The organism is Actinosynnema sp. NPDC059797 (assembly GCF_042732085.1).
In the GTDB taxonomy this organism is placed as follows: domain Bacteria; phylum Actinomycetota; class Actinomycetes; order Mycobacteriales; family Pseudonocardiaceae; genus Actinosynnema.
Genome location: NZ_JBHWIE010000019.1, coordinates 17947 through 39245, shown reverse-complemented (window position 1 = coordinate 39245; position 21299 = coordinate 17947). Strand labels below are relative to the sequence as shown.

Here is a 21299-nt window from a genome sequence, read left to right as displayed (position 1 = left end):
CTGGGCGGTGACGCGGTAGATGTCCTTCTCGCCCTGCGGGTACACGCCGAGCACCGGCGTGGGCTCGCCGTTCGAGCCGATGACCAGGTCGCCGACCCGGAGGCTGCCGATCGGGCGGAAGCCCTCCGGCGTGAGCACCTCGGTGAACACCGGCTGCGCCCGCCCGCGCATGTAGGCCAGCGGGGCGACCTCGATCGTGCCCGCCTGGGTCAGCCGCGGGATGGACTCGGGGTCCACCATGTCGTGCAGGGCGTCGTACAGGGGGCGCAGGTACGGGTCGATCTTCTCGTACAGCGTGCCGGGCAGGTAGCCGAGCCGCTCGCCCGCCTCGACCGCCGGGCGGGTCAGGATGATGCGGTTGACCTGCTTGGCCTGGAGCGCCTGCACGGCCTTGGCCATGGCCAGGTAGGTCTTGCCGGTGCCGGCGGGACCGATGCCGAACACGACGGTGTTCTGGTCGATCGCGTCGACGTAGTGCTTCTGGTTGAGCGTCTTCGGCCTGATGGTGCGGCCGCGCCGGGAGATGATGTCGAGGCTGAGCACCTCGGCGGGCGACTCGGCGGTGCCCGCGGACAGCATCGCGACGGTGCGGCGGACCGTGTCCGGTCCGACCTGCTGGCCGCGGCTGGCGAGGGTGACCAGCTCGGTGAAGACCCGTTCGGCGAACGCCACGTCGGCGGGTTGGCCGGAGAGGGTGATCTCGTTGCCGCGCACGTGCACGTCGGCGTCGAGCAGCTCCTCGACCAGGCGCAGGTTCTCGTCGCGCGACCCGAGCAGGGCGAGCACCGCACCGTCGGGCACGGCGAACTTGGACTGGGCATCGGCCGCGGCCTGGCCTGCCTGCGGCGTGTTGTCAGCGGTACCGGCCACGTGGCCTCGGGCCCTCTTCCTGCGCTTTCGCGCCGTGCTCGGGGTGAACTCGGCTACTGCGTCGATGCTAGCCGCCCGTGCCGACAGTCCGCACCGGAGTTGGAAAGCCGCTGGACAGCGGGGGTGTACTCGGGGGGTGGAGACGTTGCGCGCCCTGACACCCGACGACGTGGCCGCCTGCGTGGCGCTGGCCTCGGACCGGGATTGGCCGCCGGAATGGGACAAGTGGGCGTTCCTGCTGCGGGTGGGGACGGGGTTCGGGCTGGTCGACGGGGGTCGGCTGGTCGGCACGACGATCGTGACGCGGTTCGGGGACGCGCACGCGGCGGTGAGCATGGTGCTGGTGGCGTCGAGCCACGGCGGGCGCGGGCTGGGGCGGCGGCTGGTGGGGCACGCGCTGGAGTTCGCGGACGCGCCGGTGGTGTCGCTGCACGCCACGTCGCAGGGCAGGCCGCTGTACGAGAAGCTGGGGTTCCGCCCGGTGACGCGGGTGACCGGGCACTTCGGCGCGTTCACGGGTCCGGCGGCGGGGGTGTCGCGGCCGGTGGCGGAGGCGGACCGGGCGCGGGTGGTGGCGGTCGACGCCGAGGTGTTCGGCGCCGACCGGTCGGCGTTGTGGGCGGAGCTGTTCGGGTTCGCGTCGCAGGTCAGGGTGGCGGAGGACGGGTTCGCGGGCACGTGGGAGCTGCCGGGGGTGACGGTGGTCGGCCCGGTGGTGGCGTCGTCCGCCGAGCGGGCCCGGGAGCTGATCTCCGACGTCGCGGCGGGCGGGCACGTGCGGGTGGACGTGCACGACCCGGGGTTGGGCGCGTGGTTGGCCGAGCGCGGTGTCCGGCCGCGGTTCACCGTGGACTTCATGGTCCGGGGCGAGTTGACCGGCGACCGGGCGCGCCTGCACGTGCCGGTGATGCAGGCGCTGGGTTAGGCCAGGGGTCCGAGGGGTCGTCCGCCGAGGACGTGCAGGTGGGCGTGGAAGACGGTCTGGCCGGCGTCGGGGCCGGTGTTGAACAGCAGGCGGTAGCCGCTGTCGGCGACGCCCTCGGCCTTGGCGACCTCGCCGGCGGCCAGGAACAGGTCGTCGAGGACGCCGGGTGCGGCGGCGGCGAGGGCGGCGGCGTCGTTGGCGTGGGTCTTGGGCACCAGCACGACGTGCGTGGGCGCCTGGGGTGCGATGTCGCGGAACGCCAGCGTGGTGTCGGTCTCGTGCACCACGGTGGCCGGGATCTCGCGGGCGACGATGCGGCAGAACAGGCAGTCGGACATGCGCGGCAGGCTATCGGGCCAGGCGCAGGGCGGCCTCGCGGCAGGCGGTCCAGGCTTCGGTGCCGACGGTGACGAGGTCCATGTGGCCGGCGCCGGGCAGCGCGACCAGTTCGGCGCCGGTGGCGCGGGCGAACGCGGCGCTCTGCTCGAAGGGGACGTCCTCGTCGGCGGTGCCGTGGACGAGGACCAGGGGTTTGCCGACGGGCGGCAGCGCGGCGGGCGAGGCGTCGGCGTAGCGGTCGGGGACCTCGTCGGGGGCGCCGCCGAGGAGTTCGGCGGCGCGGCGGGTGATGCGGGGGTCGGCGAGGAGGTCCAGGACGCCCGCCTGGGCGACGGCGCCGAGGACGCGGGGGTGGCGGGCGGCGGCCCAGACGGCGAGGTGGCCGCCCGCGGAGTGACCGAGGGTGACCACGGGGCCGAGGTCGGGGTCGAGGGCGTCGAGCGCGGCGAGGACGTCGTCGCCGGTGGCGGGCCAGCCGCCGCCCCCGGTTACCCGTCGGTACTCGATGTTGTACGCGGCGGCTCCGTGCGCGATGAGGTCGGCGGCCAGGGGTCGGCCGAGTTCGAGCCCATAACGCTGGTGCCAGAAACCACCGTGGATTACCACGATCACCGGAAACGATTCACCGGACGGAGCGGAAAACTCCCCGAACTGGCTGGGGTGCGTGCCGTAGGTGATGCGCAAGGAAAACCTCGTCACAAAAAGAGGCCGCGTCGCGATGGGACCTGGGGGTCGTCCCACCGCGACGCGGCGGCGCCGGACCGAGGGGGGAGGTGTCCGGCGAGTCTGGGGGTGAAGGGTCGGTCCCGGTTAGACCAAAACGACCCCTCTGGCCATGAGCGTAACCCCTGTGTCGGCCATTCGCCAGAAGAGGCGGGAACCATTACCGCCAGCGATCGGTCAGCACACCCAGCGCACCCAAAGCGACCGCCGCGGCGGTCGACGCGCGCAGTACGTCAGGGCCCAGTCGCACCGCGTGCGCGCCCGCCGCGGTCAACGTGGACAATTCCTCGTCGGTGATGCCGCCTTCGGGTCCGACGACCAGCAGCACGTCACCCGAAGCCGGCAGCGGAACAGATCCGAGGCCCGACGAAGATGATTCGTGCAAAACCAATGCGGTCGCCGACGAAGCGGCCAGGCGGGCCAGTTCGGCGGTGGAGGCGGGTGCGGCGACGGAGGGCACGCGGGCGCGCCGGGCCTGCTTGGCCGCCTCGCGCGCGGTGCTGCGCCAGCGTTCGAGGGCCTTGGCGCCGCGCGGCCCGTCGTCCCACTTGGTCACGCAGCGCGAGGCCCGCCACGGCACGACGGCGTCCACGCCCGCCTCGGTGGCCAGCTCCACGGCCAGCTCGCCGCGGTCGCCCTTGACCAGGGCCTGCGCCAGGACCACGCGCACGGCGGGTGCGGGCACGGTCCAGCGCTCGACGACCTCCAGCGCCAGGGCGTCCTTCAGGGCCTCGGTGACCACGCACCGGACCTGGTCGCCCGAGCCGTCGGAGAGCACCAGCTCCTCGCCCGTGCGCAGCCTGCGCACGGTGGCCGCGTGCCGGCCCTCCGGCCCGTCGAGCAGCGTCGACGGGCCGGTGGGCAGCGCGGCCACGAGGAAGACCGGCAGGGTCACCGGTGGTTGCGCCCGGAGCGCAGCCGGGAGAACAGCCCGCCGCCGCCCTTGCCGTTGTGCGAGAGGGTCGGCTCGTCCTCGCCGCGCACCACGGCCAGCTCGCGCAGCAGCTCGGCCTGGCGGGCGTCGAGCTTGGTGGGCACCACGACCTCCAGGTGGACGTGGAGGTCGCCGCGGCCGTCGATGCGGCCGCTGGAGCGCAGCCGGGGCATGCCGCGCCCGGACAGGACCAGCTCGGTGTTCGGCTGGGTGCCGGGTTCGATCTCCAGCTCCTCCTCGCCGTCCAGGGTCTGGAGCGGCAGGACCGCGCCCAGCGCGGCGGTGGTCATCGGGATGCGCACGGAGCAGTGCAGGTCGGCGCCGTCGCGCTCGAAGACCTCGTGCGGCACCTCCTCGACCTCGACGTACAGGTCGCCCGCCGGGCCGCCGCCGGGGCCGACCTCGCCCTGGCCCGCGAGCCGCACGCGCATGCCCTCGGCCACGCCGGCCGGGATCTGCACGGAGATGGTGCGCCGCGAGCGCACCCGGCCCTCGCCGGCGCACTGCTGGCACGGGTCGGGGATGACCTCGCCGAAGCCGCGGCACACCGGGCAGGGGCGCGCGGTGACGACCTGGCCCAGGAAGGACCGCTGCACCGACTGCACCTCGCCGCGGCCGCCGCAGGTGTCGCAGCGCACCGGGGACGAGCCCTCGGCGGTGCCGCTGCCCACGCACCGGTCGCACAGGATCGCGGTGTCGACCGTCAGTTCCCGCGCGGCGCCCGCGGCGCACTCCTCCAGCGTCATCGACAGCCGGATGAGCGCGTCCGAGCCGGGCTGCACGCGGCTGCGCGGTCCGCGGCCGCTGCCGCCGCCCGCGCCGAAGAACGCGTCCATGATGTCGCCCAGCCCGAAGCCCGCGAACGGGTCGCGCATGCCCGCCCCACCGCCGCCGGGCTCCAACGGGTCGCCGCCCAGGTCGACGACCTGCCGCTTCTTCGGGTCCGACAGGACCTCGTAGGCGGCGGTCACCTCCTTGAAGCGTGCTTCCTCGTTGGGGTTGACGTCGGGGTGGAGCTGCCGCGCGAGCTTGCGGTAGGCGCGCTTGATCTCCTCGGGTGTCGCGTTCTTGGAGACCCCGAGCGTGCCGTAGTAGTCCCTCGCCACCGTGTTTCCTCCTGCGGGCGCGTTCGGGCACGCGCTCGCTCGCTTGCGAAACGTCCTGCGGGACCGCGGTGTTCCCCCGTCGTCACCGCCCGGTCAGGATCTCACCGACGTAGGTGGCGACCGCGCGAACGGCCGCCATCGTGCCCGGGTAGTCCATCCTGGTCGGTCCCACCACTCCCATGCCGCCGAGCAGGTTGTCCCGGCTGCCGTAGCCGATGGACACGACGGAGGTGCTGCGCATCTCCGCCGCTTCGTTCTCCTCGCCGATGTGCACCAGGATCGTGCCGGGGTCGCGGGCGGCGGCCAGCAGCTTGAGCACCACGACCTGCTCCTCCAGCGCCTCCAGCACCTGGCGCAGCGAACCGGGGAAGTCTGCCACGTTCCGGGTGAGGTTCGCCGTGCCACCCAGCACCAGGCGCTCCTCGGGGTGCTCGACCAGGGATTCGATCAGCACGGTGCTGACCCTCGTCATGGCGTCGCGCAGCTCCGCGGGCGCCTGGTCGGGCAGCTCGGCGACCTCGGCCGAGGCGTCGGCGAGCCGCTTGCCGACCATGGCCGAGTTCAGCACCGACCGCATCCGGGCCACGTTGTCCTCGGTGATCACGTCGCCGAGGTCGACCGAGCGCTGGTCCACCCGGCCGGTGTCGGTGATCAGCACCAGCATCAGCCGCGCCGGGGTGATGGCCAGCACCTCCAGGTGGCGGACCGTGGAGCGGCTGAGCGTCGGGTACTGGATGACGGCGACCTGGCGGGTCAGCTGGGCGAGCAGCCGCACGCTGCGGCGCAGCACGTCGTCGAGGTCGTAGGCGCCTTCGAGGAAGCTCTGGATGGCCTTGCGCTCGGGCGACGACAGCGGCTTGACCTCGCTCAACCGGTCCACGAACAGGCGGTAGCCCTTGTCCGTGGGCACCCGGCCCGCACTGGTGTGCGGCTGGGTGATGTAGCCGTCCTCCTCCAGCGCGGCCATGTCGTTGCGCACCGTGGCGCTGGACACGCCCAGGTTGTGGCGCTCGACCAGGGCCTTGGAACCGACCGGCTCCTGGTTGGAGACGTAGTCGGCGACGATCGCGCGCAGCACCTCGAACCTGCGCTCATCGGCGTTCACCACGCGTCACCTCCACCGGACCCGAACCTCTTCCCCTCGAGTTTACGGAGGTGAGCGCCATCTTCGTAAAAGTCGTTCGCCTCCGGCCGGCAACTCGTGGGACAACCGTGGGCGTGCTGCTCCGGATCCAGGACAACCTGCGCGAGTCGATCAGGGCGGGCGCGGTGCGCGTCGGGCCGTTCCTCGCCCACTTCGACGCCCACAGCGACAACCCGTTCATGAACTACGCGGTGCCCGACGACGGCGCCGAACCGACCGCGGCCGAGGTGGAAGCCCTGGTCGCGGCGTTCCGCGAGCGGTCGCGGATGCCCCGGCTGGAGTACCTGCGGCCCGCGCCCGCGGTGGACGCGGCGCTGGCGGCGGCCGGGTTCGAGGTGGACCAGCTGCTGCCGATGATGTCGATCGACGAGCTGCGCGCGCCCGCGACGCCGACCGGGCTGGTGCTGGTCGCGGCGACCTCGGACGAGGACCTGCTGGCCGCGTCGGCGGTGCAGAACGCGGCGTTCGGGGTCGAGGGGGCGCCGGGCGAGCCGGACGTGGCGCGGCAGCGGGAGCTGCTGCGCGAGGGCGGCGTGGTGGTGCTGGCCCGGTTGGGTGGGGAGCCGGTGGGCGCGGGCGCGCACACGGCGCCCAGGGACGGGCTGGCGCAGGTGGCGGGCATCGCGGTGCTGCCCGGGTTCCGGGGTCGGGGCATCGCGTCGGCGGTGTGCGCGGACCTGACCGCGCGGGTGTTCGCGGCCGGGCTGCGGCCGTTCCTGGAGACCGAGCCGGACGGGAAGGTGACCCGCCTGTACGGGCCGCTGGGGTACCGGACGATCGGGGAGTCGGCGTCGATCTCGCTGAAGCCGGGGTAGGGCCGGGGCCCCTGGCGGGGCGCTCAGGTGAGCCGCCGCACCACGGCGTCGGCCAGCAGCCTGCCCCGGTCGGTCAGCACGCACCGCCCCGCGCCCAGCGCCGCCGGGTCGAGCAGGCCGTCCGCCGCGACCGCCTCGGCCTCCGCCCGACCCTCCGGGTCGAGCGCGTCCAGCGGCAGGCCGGCGGCCAGGCGCAGCTCCAGCAGCACCCGCTCCACGCGCCGGTCGTCCTCGGACAGCGCCTCGCGCCCGGCGGCCGGCGACGTGCCGACGGCCAGCAGGCCCGCGTACTTCGCCGGGTGCTTGACGTTCCACCAGCGGACGCCGCCGACGTGGCTGTGCGCGCCGGGACCCGCGCCCCACCAGTCCGCGCCCCGCCAGTACAGCAGGTTGTGCCGGCACTCGGCCGCCGCGTCGGCCGCCCAGTTCGACACCTCGTACCAGTGCAGCCCGTGCTCGGTCAGGGCCCGGTCGACCTGCTCGTACTTGTCGGCCAGCACGTCGTCGTCGGGCATCGGCAGCTCGCCGCGCCGCACCCGGCGGGCCAGCGCGGTGCCCTCCTCCACGATCAGCGCGTACGCCGAGACGTGGTCCACGCCCGCGCCGCGCACCGCGTCCAGCGACGCCCGCAGGTCGTCGGCGGTCTCGCCCGGCGTGCCGTAGATCAGGTCCAGGTTGACGTGGTCGAAGCCCGCCTCCCGGGCCTCCCGCGCCGCCGCGACCGGCCGGCCCGGGGTGTGGGACCGGTCGAGCACCGCGAGCACGTGCCGGGCCGCGGACTGCATCCCCAGCGACACGCGGGTGTAACCCGCGTCACGGATGGCGGCGAAGAACGCGGGCGAGGTGGACTCCGGGTTGGACTCGGTGGTGACCTCCGCGCCCGGCGCGAGGCCCACCGAGTCGCGCACCGCGTCCAGCACGGCGGTCAGCCCCTCGGCGCCCAGCAGCGACGGCGTGCCGCCGCCCACGAACACCGTCTCGGCCGCCGGCGGCGTGCCCAGGACGCGCGCGGCGAGGTCCAGCTCGCGCCTCAAGCCCTCCAACCAGGACTCGGGCGAGGCGGAACTGCCCAGCTCACCGGCGGTGTAGGTGTTGAAGTCGCAGTAGCCGCACCGGGTCGCGCAGAAGGGCACGTGGACGTAGACGCCGAACGGCCGGGAGCCCAGCCCGGCGAGGGCGGCGGCGGGCAGCGAGCCGTCGGGGGGCGCGGGATCACCGGCGGGCAGGGCGGAGGGCATGGCCTCCAGTGTCCCACTCCCATCCCCCCTACCAGCCCTTACCACCCCCGTGAGCCCCGTCCCACCATGCGGATGGAGGTGGACCACGGGATGGACGCGTGGCACGCTGAGGCCATGACGTCGAACGGAATCCGCCTGGTGGTCCGCCGCCACGTCGACTTCCGTCGCGTTTCCAGCGCGATGTGCCGCTGTTCGGCCTGACCCGCGCCTGACCTGTAGTTCCGTCGGCGCCCGGGTGCGCTGACGAGACCCCCACCGCGGCTCGCCCCGGGACTCGCACGCGCCCAGCGCCCCGAATCCCCGGAGGACGAGGATGGTCCCCCCGACGACCTCGGCGAGCAAGGCACCTCGCGCCAAGCAGCGCCGAGGTGAGGGGCAGTGGGCGCTGGGTTACCGCGAGCCGCTGAACCCGAACGAGCGGAGCAAGAAGGACGACAACCCGCTCAACGTGCGGGCGCGGATCGAGAACATCTACGCCCACCGCGGCTTCGACTCCATCGACCCGGCCGACCTGCGCGGCCGGTTCCGCTGGTACGGCCTCTACACCCAGCGCAAGCCCGGCATCGACGGCGGCCGCACGGCCACCCTGGAGCCGGAGGAGCTGGACGACGAGTACTTCATGCTGCGCGTCCGCATCGACGGCGGCCGGCTCACCACGCAGCAGCTCGCGCTGATCGGCGAGCTGTCCCAGACCTACGCGCGCGACACCGCCGACATCACCGACCGGCAGAACGTCCAGTACCACTGGATCCGCGTCGAGGACGTCCCGACGATCTGGCAGAAGCTGGAGGCCGCGGGGCTGACCACGATGGAGGCCTGCGGCGACAGCCCGCGCGTGATCCTCGGCTCACCGGTCGCGGGCATCGCCGAGGACGAGGTGGCCGACGCCACGCCCGCGATCGACGAGATCCTGCGCCGCTACATCGGCGACCCGCGCTACTCGAACCTGCCGCGCAAGTTCAAGACCGCGATCTCGGGCCTGCCGGACGTGGCCCACGAGATCCACGACGTGGCGTTCGTCGGCGTCCACCACCCCGAGCACGGCCCCGGCTTCGACGTGTGGGTCGGCGGCGGCCTGTCCACCAACCCGATGATCGGCAAGCGGCTGGGCGCGTGGGTGCCGCTGGACGAGGTGCCGGACGTGTGGGAGGGCGTGATCGCGGTCTTCCGCGACTACGGCTACCGCCGGCTGCGGCACCGGGCGCGGATCAAGTTCCTGGTCGCCGACTGGGGCCCGGAGAAGTTCCGCGAGGTCCTGGAGACCGAGTACCTGAAGCGGGAGCTGGTCGACGGCCCCGCGCCCGAGGTGCCCGACGTGCCGCGCGACCACATCGGCGTGCACCGGCAGAAGGACGGCCTGTACTACGTCGGCGCCGCGCCCATCGCCGGCCGCGTGTCCGGTTCGACGCTGGTCGAGGTCGCCAAGGTGGTCGAGCGCGCCGGGTCCACCCGGGTGCGCCTGACCCCGCAGCAGAAGCTGGTCGTGCTGGACGTGCCGGAGGGCGAGGTCAAGACCCTCCAGGCCGACCTGGCGAAGCTGGGCCTCCAGACCGAGCCGTCGCCGTGGCGGCGGGGCGTGATGGCGTGCACCGGCATCGAGTTCTGCAAGCTCGCCATCGTCGAGACCAAGGCCCGCGCGGTGGAGCTGGTGTCCGCGCTGGAGGCCCGGCTGGCCGACGTCGTGGCCGGGGTCACCGCGCCCGTCTCGGTGCACATCAACGGCTGCCCGAACTCCTGCGCCCGCATCCAGACCGCGGACATCGGCCTCAAGGGCCAGATCGTCACCGACGCCGACGGCAACCAGGTCGAGGGCTTCCAGGTGCACCTGGGCGGCGGCCTGGGCCTGGACGCCGGGTTCGGCCGCAAGCTGCGCGGCCACAAGGTCACCGCGGACGAGCTGTCGGACTACGTCGAGCGGGTGGTGCGCAACTTCGTGGCGCAGCGCGAGCCCGACGAGCGGTTCGCGCAGTGGGTGGCCCGCGCCGACGAGGACGCCCTGCGATGAGCGAGCGCGCTACCCCCTTCTACTGCCCCTACTGCGGGGACGAGGACCTCCGCCCCGAGGAGGAGCCGGCCCACTCGTGGCTGTGCGCCTCCTGCCGCCGCGTGTTCACGGTCAAGTTCGTGGGACTCAACCTTCCACAGAAGGAGGTGCAGCGGTGACCGCCCCCACCAGGGTCGACGAGTTGAAGGTGATCGCCGAGGCCGCCGCGGTCGAGCTGGCGGACGCCAGTGCCGAGGAGGCGCTGGCCTGGACCGCCCGCACGTTCGGCGACAGCTTCATCGTCGCCTCGAACATGCAGGACGCCGTGCTGATCGACCTGGCCACCAAGGTCAAGCCGGACATCTCCGTGCTGTTCCTGGAGACCGGCTACCACTTCGCCGAGACCATCGGCGTGCGCGACGCGGTCGAGCTGGTCTACCCGGAGGTGCGGATGGTCAACGCCGCCGCCGAGCAGTCCGTGGCCGACCAGGAGGCGGAGTTCGGCCTGCTCCACCAGACGGACCCGGGCAGGTGCTGCCACCTGCGCAAGGTGGTGCCGCTGCGGCGCGAGCTGGCCAAGTACGACGCGTGGGTGACCGGCGTGCGCCGGGTCGACGCGCCGACGCGCGCCAACACCCCGATCGTCCAGTGGGACGAGCGCAACGGCCTGGTGAAGGTCAACCCGATCGCGCCGTGGACCGACGACGAGTTCAACGGCTACATCCGCGAGCACGGGATCCTGGAGAACCTGCTGGTCCAGCAGGGGTACCCGTCGATCGGCTGCGCGCCGTGCACGGCGAAGCCGCTGCCGGGGCAGGACGCGCGCAGCGGCCGGTGGGCCGGGCTCGCCAAGACGGAATGCGGGTTGCACGGATGACCACGACCACCACCCCCACCATCGCGCCGGCCACGACGCTGGACGCGCTGGACCGCCTGGAGTCCGAGGCGATCCACATCTTCCGCGAGGTCGCGGGCGAGTTCGACCGGCCGGTGATCCTGTTCTCCGGCGGCAAGGACTCCACGCTCCTGCTGCACCTGGCGGTCAAGGCGTTCTGGCCCGCGCCGGTGCCGTTCCCGCTGCTGCACGTGGACACCGGGCACAACTTCGACGAGGTCATCGAGTTCCGCGACCGCGTCGTGGCGCAGCACGGGCTGCGCCTGGAGGTCGCCCGGGTCCAGGACTACCTCGACGACGGCCGGCTCACCGAGCGCCCCGACGGCACGCGCAACCCGCTCCAGACCGTGCCGCTGCTCGACGCCATCACCACCCACCGGTTCGACGCGGTGTTCGGCGGCGGGCGCCGCGACGAGGAGCGGGCCCGCGCCAAGGAGCGGATCTTCAGCCTGCGCAACGCGTTCGGCCAGTGGGAGCCGCGCCGCCAGCGCCCCGAGCTGTGGAACCTCTACAACGGCCGCCACCGCCCCGGCGAGCACGTGCGCGTGTTCCCGCTGTCCAACTGGACCGAGCTGGACGTGTGGCACTACATCGCCCGCGAGGGCATCGAGCTGCCGTCGATCTACTACGCCCACCGGCGCGAGGTGTACCTGCGCGACGGGATGTGGCTGGCCGAGGGCCCCTGGGGCGGTCCGCGCGACGGCGAGGTGAAGGTCGAGAAGACCGTCCGCTACCGGACCGTCGGCGACGGGTCGTGCACCGGCGCGGTCGAGTCCGACGCCGCCGACATCGAGGCCGTCATCGCCGAGGTGGCCGCCTCGCGGCTCACCGAGCGGGGCGCGACGCGCGCGGACGACCGGCTGTCCGAGGCCGCCATGGAGGACCGCAAGCGGGAGGGCTACTTCTAGATGAGCGACCTGTTGAGGCTCGCCACGGCGGGCAGCGTCGACGACGGCAAGTCCACCCTGGTCGGGCGGCTGCTGTACGACACCAAGTCGGTGCTGGCCGACACCCTGGACGCGGTGCACCGCGCCAGCGCCGACCGCGGCCTGGCGACCCCCGACCTGTCGCTGCTGGTCGACGGCCTGCGCTCGGAGCGCGAGCAGGGCATCACCATCGACGTCGCCTACCGCTACTTCGCCACGCCGAAGCGCTCGTTCGTGCTGGCCGACACCCCGGGCCACGTGCAGTACACCCGCAACACGGTGACCGGCGCGTCCACCGCGCAGCTCGGCGTGCTGCTGGTCGACGCGCGCAAGGGCGTGGTCGAGCAGACCCGCCGGCACGCGGCCGTGCTCGCGCTGCTCGGCGTGCCGCGCCTGGTGCTCGCGGTGAACAAGATCGACCTGGTCGACTTCGACGAGGTGACCTTCTCCCGCATCGCCAAGGAGTTCACCGCGCACGCCACCGCGCTGGGCTTCCCCGAGGACGCCGTGGTGGAGATCCCGGTGTCGGCGCTGGCCGGCGACAACGTGGTGGAGCGCTCCGCGCGCACCCCCTGGTACGGGGGCCCGACGCTGCTGGAGCACCTGGAGACCGTGCCGGTCGAGCCGGACCCGCACGACGCGCCGTTCCGCTTCCCCGTGCAGTACGTGATCCGGCCGCGCACCGCCGAGCACCCGGACTACCGCGGCTACGCGGGCCTGGTCGCGGCGGGCACCGTGCGGGTGGGCGACGAGGTCGCCGTGCTGCCGAACGGGCTGCGCACGACCGTCGCCGGCATCGACACCGCGGACGGCCCGCTGTCCGAGGCCGCCGCCGGCCGGTCGGTGACCCTGCTGCTGGAGCACGACCTGGACATCTCGCGCGGCGACCTGATCGCCGCCGCGGCCGTGCCGCCGACCGTGACCGACGAGCTGGACGCCACCGTGTGCTGGCTGTCGGAGAAGCCGCTCGCGCCCGGCGCGCGCGTGCTGGTCAAGCACGGCACGCGCACCGTGCAGGCGATCGTCACGCAGCTGCGGACCCGGTTCGACGAGCAGCGGCTCGCCAGCACCGACGCGCCGGGCTCGCTGGGCCTCAACGAGATCGGCCAGGTGAACCTGCGCACGGCCGAGCCCATCCCCGTCGACGACTACGCGCGCAACCGGCGCACCGGCTCGTTCCTGGTCATCGACGCCGCCGACGGCAGCACGCTGGCGGCGGGCCTCGTCGGCGCGCCGCTGCCCGAGCTGGGCGACGACGCCGTCGGGCAGGACGGCCGCGCCCTCGTCTCCCCCGGTCCCTGAGAGGTCCACGACCGTGAGCACACGACGCCGGTTCCTCGGCACGTCGCTGGCGGCGCTCGTCGCGCTCGCCGCGCCGACCGGGTGTTCCCGGATCGACCGCGGCGAGGACGCGCCGGCGCGTGACCTGGGCGCCGCGGCGGAGGTCCGCCTCGGCTACTTCCCCAACGTCACGCACGCGTCCGCGCTGATCGGCGTCGACAAGGGCCTGTTCGCCCGGGAGCTGGGCGGCACCGCGCTCACCACCCAGACCTTCAACGCGGGGCCCGACGCGGTCAACGCGCTGCTGGGCAGCTCGCTGGACGTGGCCTACCTGGGCTCGGGCCCCGCGATCAACGCCTACGCCAAGTCCGGCGGCGAGGCGGTCCGGCTGGTCGCGGGCGCCGTGTCGGGCGGCGCCCAGCTCGTGGTCAAGCCGGGCCTCGGCTCGGCCGCCGACCTGCGGGGCAAGGTCGTCACCACGCCGCAGCTGGGCAACACCCAGGACGTGGCGCTGAAGAAGTGGCTGGCCGACCAGGGCCTGCCCGCCGGCGCGGGCCCGAACCAGGTCGTCGTGACCAACACGGAGAACTCCAAGACGCTGGACCTGTTCCGGCGGGGCGACGTGCACGCCGCGTGGGCGCCGGAGCCGTGGTCGTCGCGGCTGGTGCTGGAGGCGGGCGCGGAGGTGCTGCTGGACGAGGCGGAGCTGTGGGACGGCGGCCGGTTCCCGACCACGGTCGTGCTGGTGCGCACCAGGTTCCTCCAGGAGCACCCGAGCACGGTCGAGGCGCTGCTGCGCGGCCACCTGGCGGCCACCGACCTCGCCCGGTCCGACGAGGCCGAGGCGAAGCGGGTGGTCAACGCCGCGCTGGAGCGCCTCACCGGCAAGGCGCTTGGTGAGCGGGTGCTCGACCGCGCGTTCGACCACATCGAGCTGACCCCGGACCCGCTGGCCGGGACCTTCCCGCGGCTGGCGCAGGACGCCGTCACCGCGGGCGTGGCGGACCGGGCCGCGAACGTGGCCGGGCTCGCCGACCTCACGCTGCTGAACGCGGTGCTCACCGAGGCCGGCAGGCCGGCCGTGGACACCGCCGGGCTGGACGAGAAGTGACCCGAGGAAGGCAGGCACGCCATGACCGCCACGCTTGAGAACACCCCGGCGGTGTCCGATGTGGACGCCGCGGTGACCCTGTCCGGGGTGCGCAAGGCCTTCGGCCACGGCTCCTCGACCGTCGTCGCGCTCGACGGCGTCGACCTGCGGGTCGCGCCGGGCGAGTTCGTGTGCCTGCTCGGCGCGTCCGGCTGCGGCAAGTCGACCCTGCTGAACCTGGTCGCCGGGCTGGACGCGCCCACCTCGGGCCGCATCGAGCTGACCACCTCGCGGCCCGCGGTGATGTTCCAGGAGGCCGCGCTGATGCCGTGGCTGACCGCGGCGCGCAACGTGGAGCTGCCGCTGCGGCTCGCGGGCGTCAAGCGCGGCCCGCGCCGCGAGAAGGCGGGTGAGCTGCTGTCGCTGGTGCGGCTCGACGGCGCCGGGCACAAGCGGCCCCACGAGCTGTCCGGCGGCATGAGGCAGCGCGTGGCCCTGGCCCGCGCCCTGGCCTCCACGCTGGGCGGCGCCGAGGACGACCGCGGCGGCCTGCTGCTGATGGACGAGCCGTTCGCCGCGCTGGACGCCATCACCCGCGACGTGCTCCAGGCGGAGCTGGTGCGGGTGTGGCGGGAGACCGGGACCGCGATCGTGTTCGTCACCCACGACGTGCGCGAGGCCGTGCGGCTGGGCCAGCGGGTGGTGCTGCTGTCCTCGCGGCCGGGCCGCGTGGTGCGCGAGTGGGACACCACCGGCGACGACGAGGCCGGCCTGATCGGCGACATCACGGGCCGGCTGCGCGAGGTGATCAGCGGTCATGCCGCGGCTTGACACGGACCTCGCCGCCGTCGGCGCCGGCCTGGACGCGCTCGACGCGCCGTCGGGCGAGCGGCGGCCCTCGCTGCGCAAGCGGTTCCTGCGCACCACCCTGCCGCCGCTGATCGCGCTCGGCCTGCTGGTCGCGGTGTGGCAGGCGCTGTGGGCGCTGGCGTTCTGGCCGGAGTACCAGCTCCCGTCGCCCGGCGCGGTGTGGGGCGAGGTGGTCGAGGCGGTCGAGACCGGCCGCGCCGTCGAGGTGCTGTGGACCTCGGTGCACCGGGCGGTGCTGGGCTTCCTCACCGCCGTGGTGATCGCCACGCCGCTGGGCCTGCTCATCGCCAAGGTGCGCGTGGTGCGCGCGGCCATCGGCTCGCTGCTGACGGGGCTCCAGTCGCTGCCGTCGGTGGCGTGGGTGCCCGCGGGCATCCTGTGGTTCGGCGCCACCCCGGCCACCATCTACTTCGTGGTGCTGATGGGCTCGGTCCCGTCGATCGCCAACGGCCTGGTGTCCGGCGTGGACCAGATCCCGCCGCTGCTGCCGCGCGTCGGGCAGGCCCTGGGCGCCGGTCGCCTGGCGGCGGCCCGCCACATCCTGCTGCCCGCCGCGCTGCCCGGCTACCTGGCCGGGTTGAAGCAGGGCTGGGCGTTCTCGTGGCGGTCGCTGATGGCGGCGGAGATCATCGCCACCTCGCCGCAGCTGGGCGAGGGCCTGGGCCAGTACCTGCACAACGGCTCGTCGCTGAACGACATCTCCGTGGTGATCGCGGCGATCTTTCTGATCCTGCTGGTCGGCGTGGGGATCGAGCTGCTGGTGTTCCGGCCCCTGGAGCGCGCCGTGCTGCGGTCGCGCGGGCTGGCGGGCGCGCTGTGACCGCGCTGGTGGCCGTGGCGCACGGCAGCCGGGACCCCCGGTCGGCGGCGACCGTGCACGAGCTGCTGGAGGTGGTGCGGGCGCTGCGGCCGTCGCTGGACGTGCGCGCCTCGTTCCTGGAGCTGTCGGCGCCGCTGCTGGGCGACGTGCTGCGGTCGGTGCGGGCCGAGGGCCACCGCTCGGCCGTGGTGGTGCCGCTGCTGCTGGGCAAGGCGTTCCACGCGCGGGTCGACGTGCCGGGCGCGGTGGCCGAGGCCCGCTCGCCCGGCCTGGACGTGGCGATCGCCGAGGTGCTGGGCCCGGACCCGAGGCTGGAGTCGGCCGCCCTGCGGCGGCTGGCCTCGGTGGGCGTGCGCTCGGGCGACAGGTCCCTGGGCGTGGTCCTGGCGGGCGCCGGCTCCTCGCACGCCCCGGCCAACGCGCTGGTCTCGTCGATCGCGGCCCGGTGGGCGGCGGGCTCGGGGTGGGCGGGCGTGGAGGCGGCCTTCGCCGCGTCCGCGTCACCGGACGTGCCGACCGCGGTGGAGCGGCTGCGGGCGCGGGGCGCGCGGCGCATCGCCGTGGCGTCGTGGTTCCTGGCGCCGGGCCTCCTGCCGGACCGCGTGGCCCGGCTGGCGGGCGGGGACGCGGTGATCGCCCCGCCGCTGGGCCCGGACCCGGAGGTGGCGGAGCTGGTCCTGCACCGCTACGCGAGCGCGCTCACCCCGCTGGCGCGCACGGCCTGAGGGGGCCGGTGCCGGGTCACCGCCGGTCCCGCTCGTCCTCCTCCAGCGCCTCGACCAGCCGGTCCATCACGCCCAGCGCGGTGCGCAGGTCGGCCAGGTCGACGCGGGCCGAGATGCGGTTGGTGAACGCGTGCTGCGCCTCGGTCAGCCCGCGCACCGCCGCGTGACCCGCCTCGGTCGGCCGCAGCAGCTTGGCGCGCTTGTGCGCCGGGTTCGGCAGGTACTCGGCCAACCCCTTGTCCACCAGCAGGTCGGCGATGCGCTGCACGCTCTGCCTGGTCAGGCTCATCGCGCGGGCGATGCCGGACACCGGCAGCGGCTCCCGCAGCACCGCGCCGAGCACCTGCCACCACGCCGCGGTGAGGCCGACCGGCGCGGTCATCACCTCGGCGGCGGCCAGGAAGCCGCCGTAGAGGCGGAACGTGCGCATGATGACCTCGGTCAGCACGTCCCCGGCTTCGGTGCGCGGCTCGGTCACACCGCACCCGCCAACCTGCCGAACCACGCCGGGTCGCCCGTGCGGTGCAAGCCGTACCAGGCCTCCAGGACCTCCTCCGGGTACAGGTCCAGCTCCGCGAAGACCTCCCGGGCGAACTCCAGGGGCGACGCGCCGCCCGCGGTGATCACGCCGCGGTCGCGCACCGCCCGGTCGGCGGCGAACAGGCCGGCCCCGGCGTAGTCGCCCAGCTCCTCCACCGCGTTGCCGGTGTGCCGCCGGTCGTCCAGCAGGCCCTCGGCGGCCAGGCCGGCCACCGCGCCGCAGATGCCGGCCACCGGCACGCCCGCGCCCACCCAGCGGCGGGCGGCCCGGCCGAACGCGCCGAGCTCCCCGGTGGACCAGGCGTCCGCGCCGGGCAGGACGAGCAGGGCGCTGCCCGCCGGGTCCACGTCGGCCAGGACGAGGTCGGGCACGACCCGCAGGCCCCCGATCGTGGTCACCGGGTCGGGTGTGGCGCCGACCGTACGCACCCGGAAGCGGCCGGGCTCCCGCTGGAACGCCGGGTTGTTGACCCCGGCCGCCACGTACCCGAACTCCCAGTCGGCCAGGCCGTCGTACACCGCGAGGTGGATCGTCTTCATGACAGCATCCTGTCAATTTGACAGCATGCTGTCAAACAGACCCGGCCGTAGAGTGCGGCGCATGGCAGACGAGCTGGTCCACTACGAGGTGCGGCGTGGCATCGCGACGATCACGCTGGACTCCCCCCACAACCGCAACGCCCTGTCCCGGCGGCTCCGCGCCGAGCTGACCGCGCACCTGGACACCGCGACGGCCGACGACGCCGTGCGGGTGGTCGTGCTGAGCCACACCGGACCGGTGTTCTGCTCGGGCATGGACCTCAAGGAGGCGGGCGGCGCGAGCGCCGACCAGCAGGGCGTCAACGAGTTCCCGGCGATCCTGGAACGGCTGTGGACCAGCCCCAAGCCCGTGGTCGCCCGCCTGGCGGGCCCGGCCCGCGCGGGCGGCGTCGGCCTGGTCGCCGCGTGCGACATCGCGGTCGCGGCGGACACCGCCACGTTCGCGTTCAGCGAGGTCCGCATCGGCGTGGTGCCCGCGGTCATCTCGGTGACCGTGCTGCCCCGCCTGCTGCCCCGCGCCGCGCACGAGCTGTTCCTGACCGGCGAGACGTTCGCCGCGCCGCGCGCCGCGGCCATCGGCCTGATCAACTCCGCGGTGCCCGCCGACCGGCTGGACGACGAGGTCGCCCGCTACACCGACATGCTCGCGCTGGGCGCGCCCGGCGCCCTGGCCGCCACCAAGCTGATGCTGCGCGAACCCCGGTCGAACGACCTGGGCGTGGTCTTCGCCGACATGCTGGAGCTGTCCGCGCGGCACTTCGGCGGGCCCGAGGGCCAGGAGGGCATCGCCGCGTTCGTGGCCAAGCGCAAGCCGTCCTGGGTGCCCGCGGAGGACTGAGGCCCCGGCCTAGGCCCCCGGTCGGCGACCCAGGACGACGGTCAGCCTGCGGTCGCCGACCTCCCGGGTGCGCGCCTCGGCGTCGGCCAGCACCGCCTCGACCTCCGGCACGCCGCCCTCCCACACCAGCACGTGCTCGCCCGGCGGCAGCCACGACAGGTCGGTGAGGCTGTCGTAGAGGGCGTCGAGGTTGTGCCCGAACCAGTCGGGGAAGTCCAGCGCGTCGGCGATGGCGGCGACGGCCTCCGCCTTCGTGCGGGCGCCCGCGCGCACTTCGTGCCGGTGGGCGCTCACCGGGTCACGTCCACGACGACGAACGACGCGTAGTGGTCGCCGGTGTAGAACACCTCGTCGGCCGAGCCGGTGACCAGGCGCCGCGCGCCGCGGTCGTCGCTGCCGGGCGTGGGCACGGTGTACTCCCGGTAGTAGTCGCGGGCCTGCGCGGGCAGCCGCTTCTCGCGGTTCTGGAACGTCACGCCGTCGTTGCGCGGGTACGGGAACGGCCCGCCGCGCTCGATCAGCTCCCAGGTCTCGCGGGCCTGCGCGGGCAGGTCCGACAGCTCCTCGACCGGCAGGCCGGAGGACGCGCCGGGCACCTGCGCCGAGGTCGGCGCGGGGTCCGTGCCGGTCACGCCCTGCGCGAAGTAGCCGATCACGACCAGCGCGATCAGGCCCAGCAGTCCGACGGTCAGGCGGCGAGCGGGAGTCACGTGGGCGAGCCTACGAACCGCTGCCCGGCTCCGCCTCGCCGGGCTGGGCCGGCGGCACCTTGGGGACCGGGTTGAACCTGGTCGAGGCGTTGTCCACGACCCGGTCGATCAGCCGGGCCGCACCCAGGCACAGCGGCAGCAGCACGGCCATGAGCAGCGCGAACTGGAACGGGAAGGCCAGCTGCGCCATCCACAGCTCGACCCCGTCCCACCACTGCTGGAAGGCGTCCACCACGACGCCGAGCCTAGTCGGGTGACGCGCTTCACCGCACGCGGATCGCTACCAGTCGGTAAGTTGCCCGCATGTTCGCCGTCTACGCAGCCGAGCCGAGCCCGCAAGACCCGATCGCCGCCCTGCGCGTGGGCGAACGGCCGGAGCCGGAGGTCCCGCCGGGCTGGGTGAAGGTGGCGGTGAGGTCGGCCAGCCTGAACATGCACGACCTGTGGACGCTGCGCGGCGTCGGCATCAAGGCCGACCGGTTCCCGATGATCCTGGGCTGTGACGGCGCGGGCGTGCTGGAGGACGGCACCGAGGTCGTGCTGCACTCGGTGATCGGCGACCCGGACTGGTCCGGCGACGAGACCCTCGACCCGGGCCGCACCCTGCTGACCGAGAAGCACCAGGGCACGTTCGCCGACCACGTCGTGGTGCCGGCCCGCAACGCGCTGCCCAAGCCCGCCGGGCTGAGCTTCGCCGAGGCCGCGTGCATGGGCACGGCGTGGCTGACCGCGTACCGGATGCTGTTCGTGAAGTCGGGCCTGCGCCCCGGTCAGACCATGCTCGTCCAGGGCGCCTCGGGCGGCGTGTCCACGGCGCTGGTCCAGCTCGGCCGGGCGGCGGGCTTCCGGGTGTGGGTGACCGGCCGCACCGAGGAGAAGCGGGCGCTGGCCGCGAGCCTGGGCGCGCACGAGACCTTCGAGTCCGGCGCCCGCCTGCCGGAGCGGGTGGACGCCGTGTTCGAGACCGTCGGCAAGGCCACCTGGTCGCACTCGATGAAGTCGCTCAAGCCCGGCGGCATCGTCGTCATCTCGGGCGCGACCAGCGGCGACGCCACGGCCGCCGAGCTGCAGCGGCTGTTCTTCCTCCAGCTCCGCGTGGTCGGCTCGACCATGGGCACCCGGGAGGAGCTGGGCGACCTGCTGTCGTTCTGCGCCCTGAACGGCCTGCGCCCGCAGATCGGCGCGGAGCTGCCGTTCGAGCGCGCCGAGGAGGGCTTCCGCGCCATGCTCGACGGCGAGACCGCGGGCAAGATCGTGTTCAGCCGCTAGACCGGGCCGCGGGTCAGCCGGCGCCGCGCAGCAGGTCCAGCAGCACCTCGGGGTCCTGCGCCCCGGCGACCCCGCGCCGGCCCACCACGAACGTGGGCACCGACCGCACGCCGATCGCGAGGCCCTCGGCCAGCTCCTCGTTCAGGCGCTCGGCCAGGGCGTCGTCGGCGAGCGCGTCCGCCGCCCCGCTCAGCCCGGCCTCCTCGGCCAGCGCCACGAGCACCGCGCGGTCGCCGACGTCCGCGCCCTCGGTGAAGTGGGCGCGGAAGAACCGCTCGCCCACCGCGCCCTGCACGCCCCGGTCGCGGGCCGCCAACAGGAGCAGGTGGGCGTCGAACGTGTTCGCCTCGACCTGCTTGCCCAGGTCGTAGGCGAGCCCCTCGGCCGCGGCCACCTCCGTCACGCGGCGCTGCGCCTCCCGCGCGCCCTCCGCGCCCATCCTCTCCGCCAGCACGTCGACCATCGGCCGGCCGCTGCTCTTCGCCTGCGCCTGGAGCTGGAACGGCCGCCACACCACGGTCACGGGCTCGCCGTCCCACTCGGCCAGCGCGCGTTCCAGCTTGCGCTTGCCGATGTAGCACCAGGGGCACACGACGTCAGACCACACCTCGAGCTGCACGATCCGGACAACCCGCCGCGGAACGGCGTTGTTCCCCGGTTCAACCATCCGATCGGACAAGAAGCCGGCACTCCGGTGGTGCGATCGGACAAACCCGA

25 protein-coding genes and 1 pseudogene are annotated in these 21299 nt (G+C 74.0%); 13 read left to right on the top strand and 13 right to left on the bottom strand.

Features of this window, described 5'->3' with window-relative positions:
- Window positions 1–159: 159 nt before the first annotated feature.
- Window positions 160–870: pseudogene (locus ACFV4N_RS08730) on the bottom strand (PhoH family protein); the annotation flags it as partial.
- A 136-nt stretch (window positions 871–1006) separates the two neighbouring features.
- On the opposite strand from ACFV4N_RS08730, the gene ACFV4N_RS08725 reads away from it, so the two are divergent.
- Window positions 1007–1795 (top strand): GNAT family N-acetyltransferase, encoded by a 789-nt coding sequence (locus ACFV4N_RS08725; RefSeq protein ID WP_499671880.1) that lies wholly within the window; start codon window positions 1007–1009, stop codon window positions 1793–1795.
- On the opposite strand, the gene ACFV4N_RS08720 is transcribed toward ACFV4N_RS08725, so the two are convergent.
- The 5 genes from ACFV4N_RS08720 to hrcA form a co-directional block, all read right to left on the bottom strand.
- Complete coding sequence (locus tag ACFV4N_RS08720) at window positions 1792–2133, bottom strand: histidine triad nucleotide-binding protein (protein WP_499671879.1); 342 nt, start codon at window positions 2131–2133, stop codon at window positions 1792–1794. The genes ACFV4N_RS08725 and ACFV4N_RS08720 overlap by 4 nt on opposite strands.
- A 10-nt stretch (window positions 2134–2143) precedes the next feature.
- Window positions 2144–2833, bottom strand: coding sequence for an alpha/beta hydrolase family protein (locus tag ACFV4N_RS08715; protein ID WP_499671878.1), 690 nt, complete (start codon window positions 2831–2833; stop codon window positions 2144–2146).
- 184 nt (window positions 2834–3017) lie between these two features.
- Window positions 3018–3752 carry a 16S rRNA (uracil(1498)-N(3))-methyltransferase gene (locus ACFV4N_RS08710; protein WP_499671877.1) on the bottom strand — a complete coding sequence of 245 codons (735 nt, stop codon included), beginning with the start codon at window positions 3750–3752 and terminating at the stop codon, window positions 3018–3020.
- The gene (gene dnaJ / locus ACFV4N_RS08705; RefSeq protein ID WP_499671876.1) at window positions 3749–4897 is read right to left on the bottom strand and encodes a molecular chaperone DnaJ; all 1149 of its coding nucleotides are present in this window, start codon (window positions 4895–4897) and stop codon (window positions 3749–3751) included. Before dnaJ ends, ACFV4N_RS08710 begins: the two co-directional genes overlap by 4 nt.
- Before the next feature lie 82 nt (window positions 4898–4979).
- Window positions 4980–6005 carry a heat-inducible transcriptional repressor HrcA gene (hrcA, locus tag ACFV4N_RS08700; protein ID WP_499671875.1) on the bottom strand — a complete coding sequence of 342 codons (1026 nt, stop codon included), beginning with the start codon at window positions 6003–6005 and terminating at the stop codon, window positions 4980–4982.
- Between the two features lie 110 nt (window positions 6006–6115).
- Between hrcA and ACFV4N_RS08695 the strand changes: the two genes are divergently transcribed.
- Window positions 6116–6856, top strand: a complete 741-nt coding sequence (locus tag ACFV4N_RS08695) for a GNAT family N-acetyltransferase (RefSeq protein ID WP_499671874.1) — start codon at window positions 6116–6118, stop codon at window positions 6854–6856.
- 23 nt (window positions 6857–6879) lie between these two features.
- Here ACFV4N_RS08695 and hemW read toward each other — a convergent pair whose 3' ends face one another.
- Window positions 6880–8094: a radical SAM family heme chaperone HemW gene (gene hemW / locus ACFV4N_RS08690; protein WP_499671873.1), complete on the bottom strand. Its 1215-nt coding sequence runs from the start codon at window positions 8092–8094 to the stop codon at window positions 6880–6882.
- A gap of 313 nt (window positions 8095–8407) precedes the next feature.
- Between hemW and ACFV4N_RS08685 the strand changes: the two genes are divergently transcribed.
- Genes ACFV4N_RS08685 through ACFV4N_RS08645 form a run of 9 tightly spaced genes read left to right on the top strand, consistent with a single transcriptional unit; the run spans window position 8408 to window position 16685 of the window.
- Window positions 8408–10099 carry a nitrite/sulfite reductase gene (locus tag ACFV4N_RS08685; RefSeq protein ID WP_499671872.1) on the top strand — a complete coding sequence of 564 codons (1692 nt, stop codon included), beginning with the start codon at window positions 8408–8410 and terminating at the stop codon, window positions 10097–10099.
- Window positions 10096–10257, top strand: a complete 162-nt coding sequence (locus ACFV4N_RS08680) for an Insertion element protein (protein ID WP_380636663.1) — start codon at window positions 10096–10098, stop codon at window positions 10255–10257. Before ACFV4N_RS08685 ends, ACFV4N_RS08680 begins: the two co-directional genes overlap by 4 nt.
- A complete protein-coding gene (locus ACFV4N_RS08675) occupies window positions 10254–10955 on the top strand; it encodes a phosphoadenylyl-sulfate reductase (protein ID WP_499671871.1) in 702 nt (233 codons plus the stop codon). The genes ACFV4N_RS08680 and ACFV4N_RS08675 overlap by 4 nt, the downstream gene beginning before the upstream one ends.
- Complete coding sequence (gene cysD, locus ACFV4N_RS08670; RefSeq protein ID WP_499671870.1) at window positions 10952–11881, top strand: sulfate adenylyltransferase subunit CysD; 930 nt, start codon at window positions 10952–10954, stop codon at window positions 11879–11881. The genes ACFV4N_RS08675 and cysD overlap by 4 nt, the downstream gene beginning before the upstream one ends.
- Window positions 11882–13201 carry a sulfate adenylyltransferase subunit 1 gene (locus ACFV4N_RS08665; RefSeq protein ID WP_499671869.1) on the top strand — a complete coding sequence of 440 codons (1320 nt, stop codon included), beginning with the start codon at window positions 11882–11884 and terminating at the stop codon, window positions 13199–13201.
- Window positions 13202–13214: 13 nt separating this feature from the next.
- Window positions 13215–14291: an ABC transporter substrate-binding protein gene (locus ACFV4N_RS08660; protein WP_499671868.1), complete on the top strand. Its 1077-nt coding sequence runs from the start codon at window positions 13215–13217 to the stop codon at window positions 14289–14291.
- A gap of 21 nt (window positions 14292–14312) precedes the next feature.
- Window positions 14313–15101: an ABC transporter ATP-binding protein gene (locus ACFV4N_RS08655; protein ID WP_499671867.1), complete on the top strand. Its 789-nt coding sequence runs from the start codon at window positions 14313–14315 to the stop codon at window positions 15099–15101.
- Window positions 15088–15960, top strand: coding sequence for an ABC transporter permease (locus tag ACFV4N_RS08650; RefSeq protein WP_499671866.1), 873 nt, complete (start codon window positions 15088–15090; stop codon window positions 15958–15960). The genes ACFV4N_RS08655 and ACFV4N_RS08650 overlap by 14 nt, the downstream gene beginning before the upstream one ends.
- Window positions 15957–16685 carry a sirohydrochlorin chelatase gene (locus tag ACFV4N_RS08645; protein ID WP_499671865.1) on the top strand — a complete coding sequence of 243 codons (729 nt, stop codon included), beginning with the start codon at window positions 15957–15959 and terminating at the stop codon, window positions 16683–16685. The genes ACFV4N_RS08650 and ACFV4N_RS08645 overlap by 4 nt, the downstream gene beginning before the upstream one ends.
- Window positions 16686–16701: 16 nt before the next feature.
- On the opposite strand, the gene ACFV4N_RS08640 is transcribed toward ACFV4N_RS08645, so the two are convergent.
- Window positions 16702–17163, bottom strand: coding sequence for a MarR family winged helix-turn-helix transcriptional regulator (locus ACFV4N_RS08640; RefSeq protein ID WP_499671864.1), 462 nt, complete (start codon window positions 17161–17163; stop codon window positions 16702–16704).
- Complete coding sequence (locus ACFV4N_RS08635; RefSeq protein WP_499671863.1) at window positions 17160–17765, bottom strand: DJ-1/PfpI family protein; 606 nt, start codon at window positions 17763–17765, stop codon at window positions 17160–17162. The genes ACFV4N_RS08640 and ACFV4N_RS08635 overlap by 4 nt, the downstream gene beginning before the upstream one ends.
- 61 nt (window positions 17766–17826) lie before the next feature.
- Between ACFV4N_RS08635 and ACFV4N_RS08630 the strand changes: the two genes are divergently transcribed.
- On the top strand, window positions 17827–18603 hold the full coding sequence (locus ACFV4N_RS08630; RefSeq protein WP_499671862.1) for an enoyl-CoA hydratase-related protein: 777 nt from the start codon (window positions 17827–17829) through the stop codon (window positions 18601–18603).
- Between the two features lie 9 nt (window positions 18604–18612).
- Here the strand turns inward: ACFV4N_RS08630 and ACFV4N_RS08625 are convergent, their stop codons facing one another.
- Genes ACFV4N_RS08625 through ACFV4N_RS08615 form a run of 3 tightly spaced genes read right to left on the bottom strand, consistent with a single transcriptional unit; the run spans window position 18613 to window position 19548 of the window.
- On the bottom strand, window positions 18613–18897 hold the full coding sequence (locus ACFV4N_RS08625; protein ID WP_499671861.1) for a barstar family protein: 285 nt from the start codon (window positions 18895–18897) through the stop codon (window positions 18613–18615).
- Window positions 18894–19313, bottom strand: coding sequence for a guanyl-specific ribonuclease (locus ACFV4N_RS08620; RefSeq protein WP_499671860.1), 420 nt, complete (start codon window positions 19311–19313; stop codon window positions 18894–18896). Before ACFV4N_RS08620 ends, ACFV4N_RS08625 begins: the two co-directional genes overlap by 4 nt.
- Before the next feature lie 10 nt (window positions 19314–19323).
- Complete coding sequence (locus tag ACFV4N_RS08615) at window positions 19324–19548, bottom strand: hypothetical protein (protein WP_499671859.1); 225 nt, start codon at window positions 19546–19548, stop codon at window positions 19324–19326.
- Window positions 19549–19616: 68 nt separating this feature from the next.
- Between ACFV4N_RS08615 and ACFV4N_RS08610 the strand changes: the two genes are divergently transcribed.
- Window positions 19617–20582 carry a quinone oxidoreductase family protein gene (locus ACFV4N_RS08610; RefSeq protein WP_499671858.1) on the top strand — a complete coding sequence of 322 codons (966 nt, stop codon included), beginning with the start codon at window positions 19617–19619 and terminating at the stop codon, window positions 20580–20582.
- Window positions 20583–20595: 13 nt separating this feature from the next.
- Here ACFV4N_RS08610 and ACFV4N_RS08605 read toward each other — a convergent pair whose 3' ends face one another.
- A complete protein-coding gene (locus tag ACFV4N_RS08605; protein WP_499671857.1) occupies window positions 20596–21201 on the bottom strand; it encodes a DsbA family oxidoreductase in 606 nt (201 codons plus the stop codon).
- Window positions 21202–21299 lie beyond the last annotated feature (98 nt).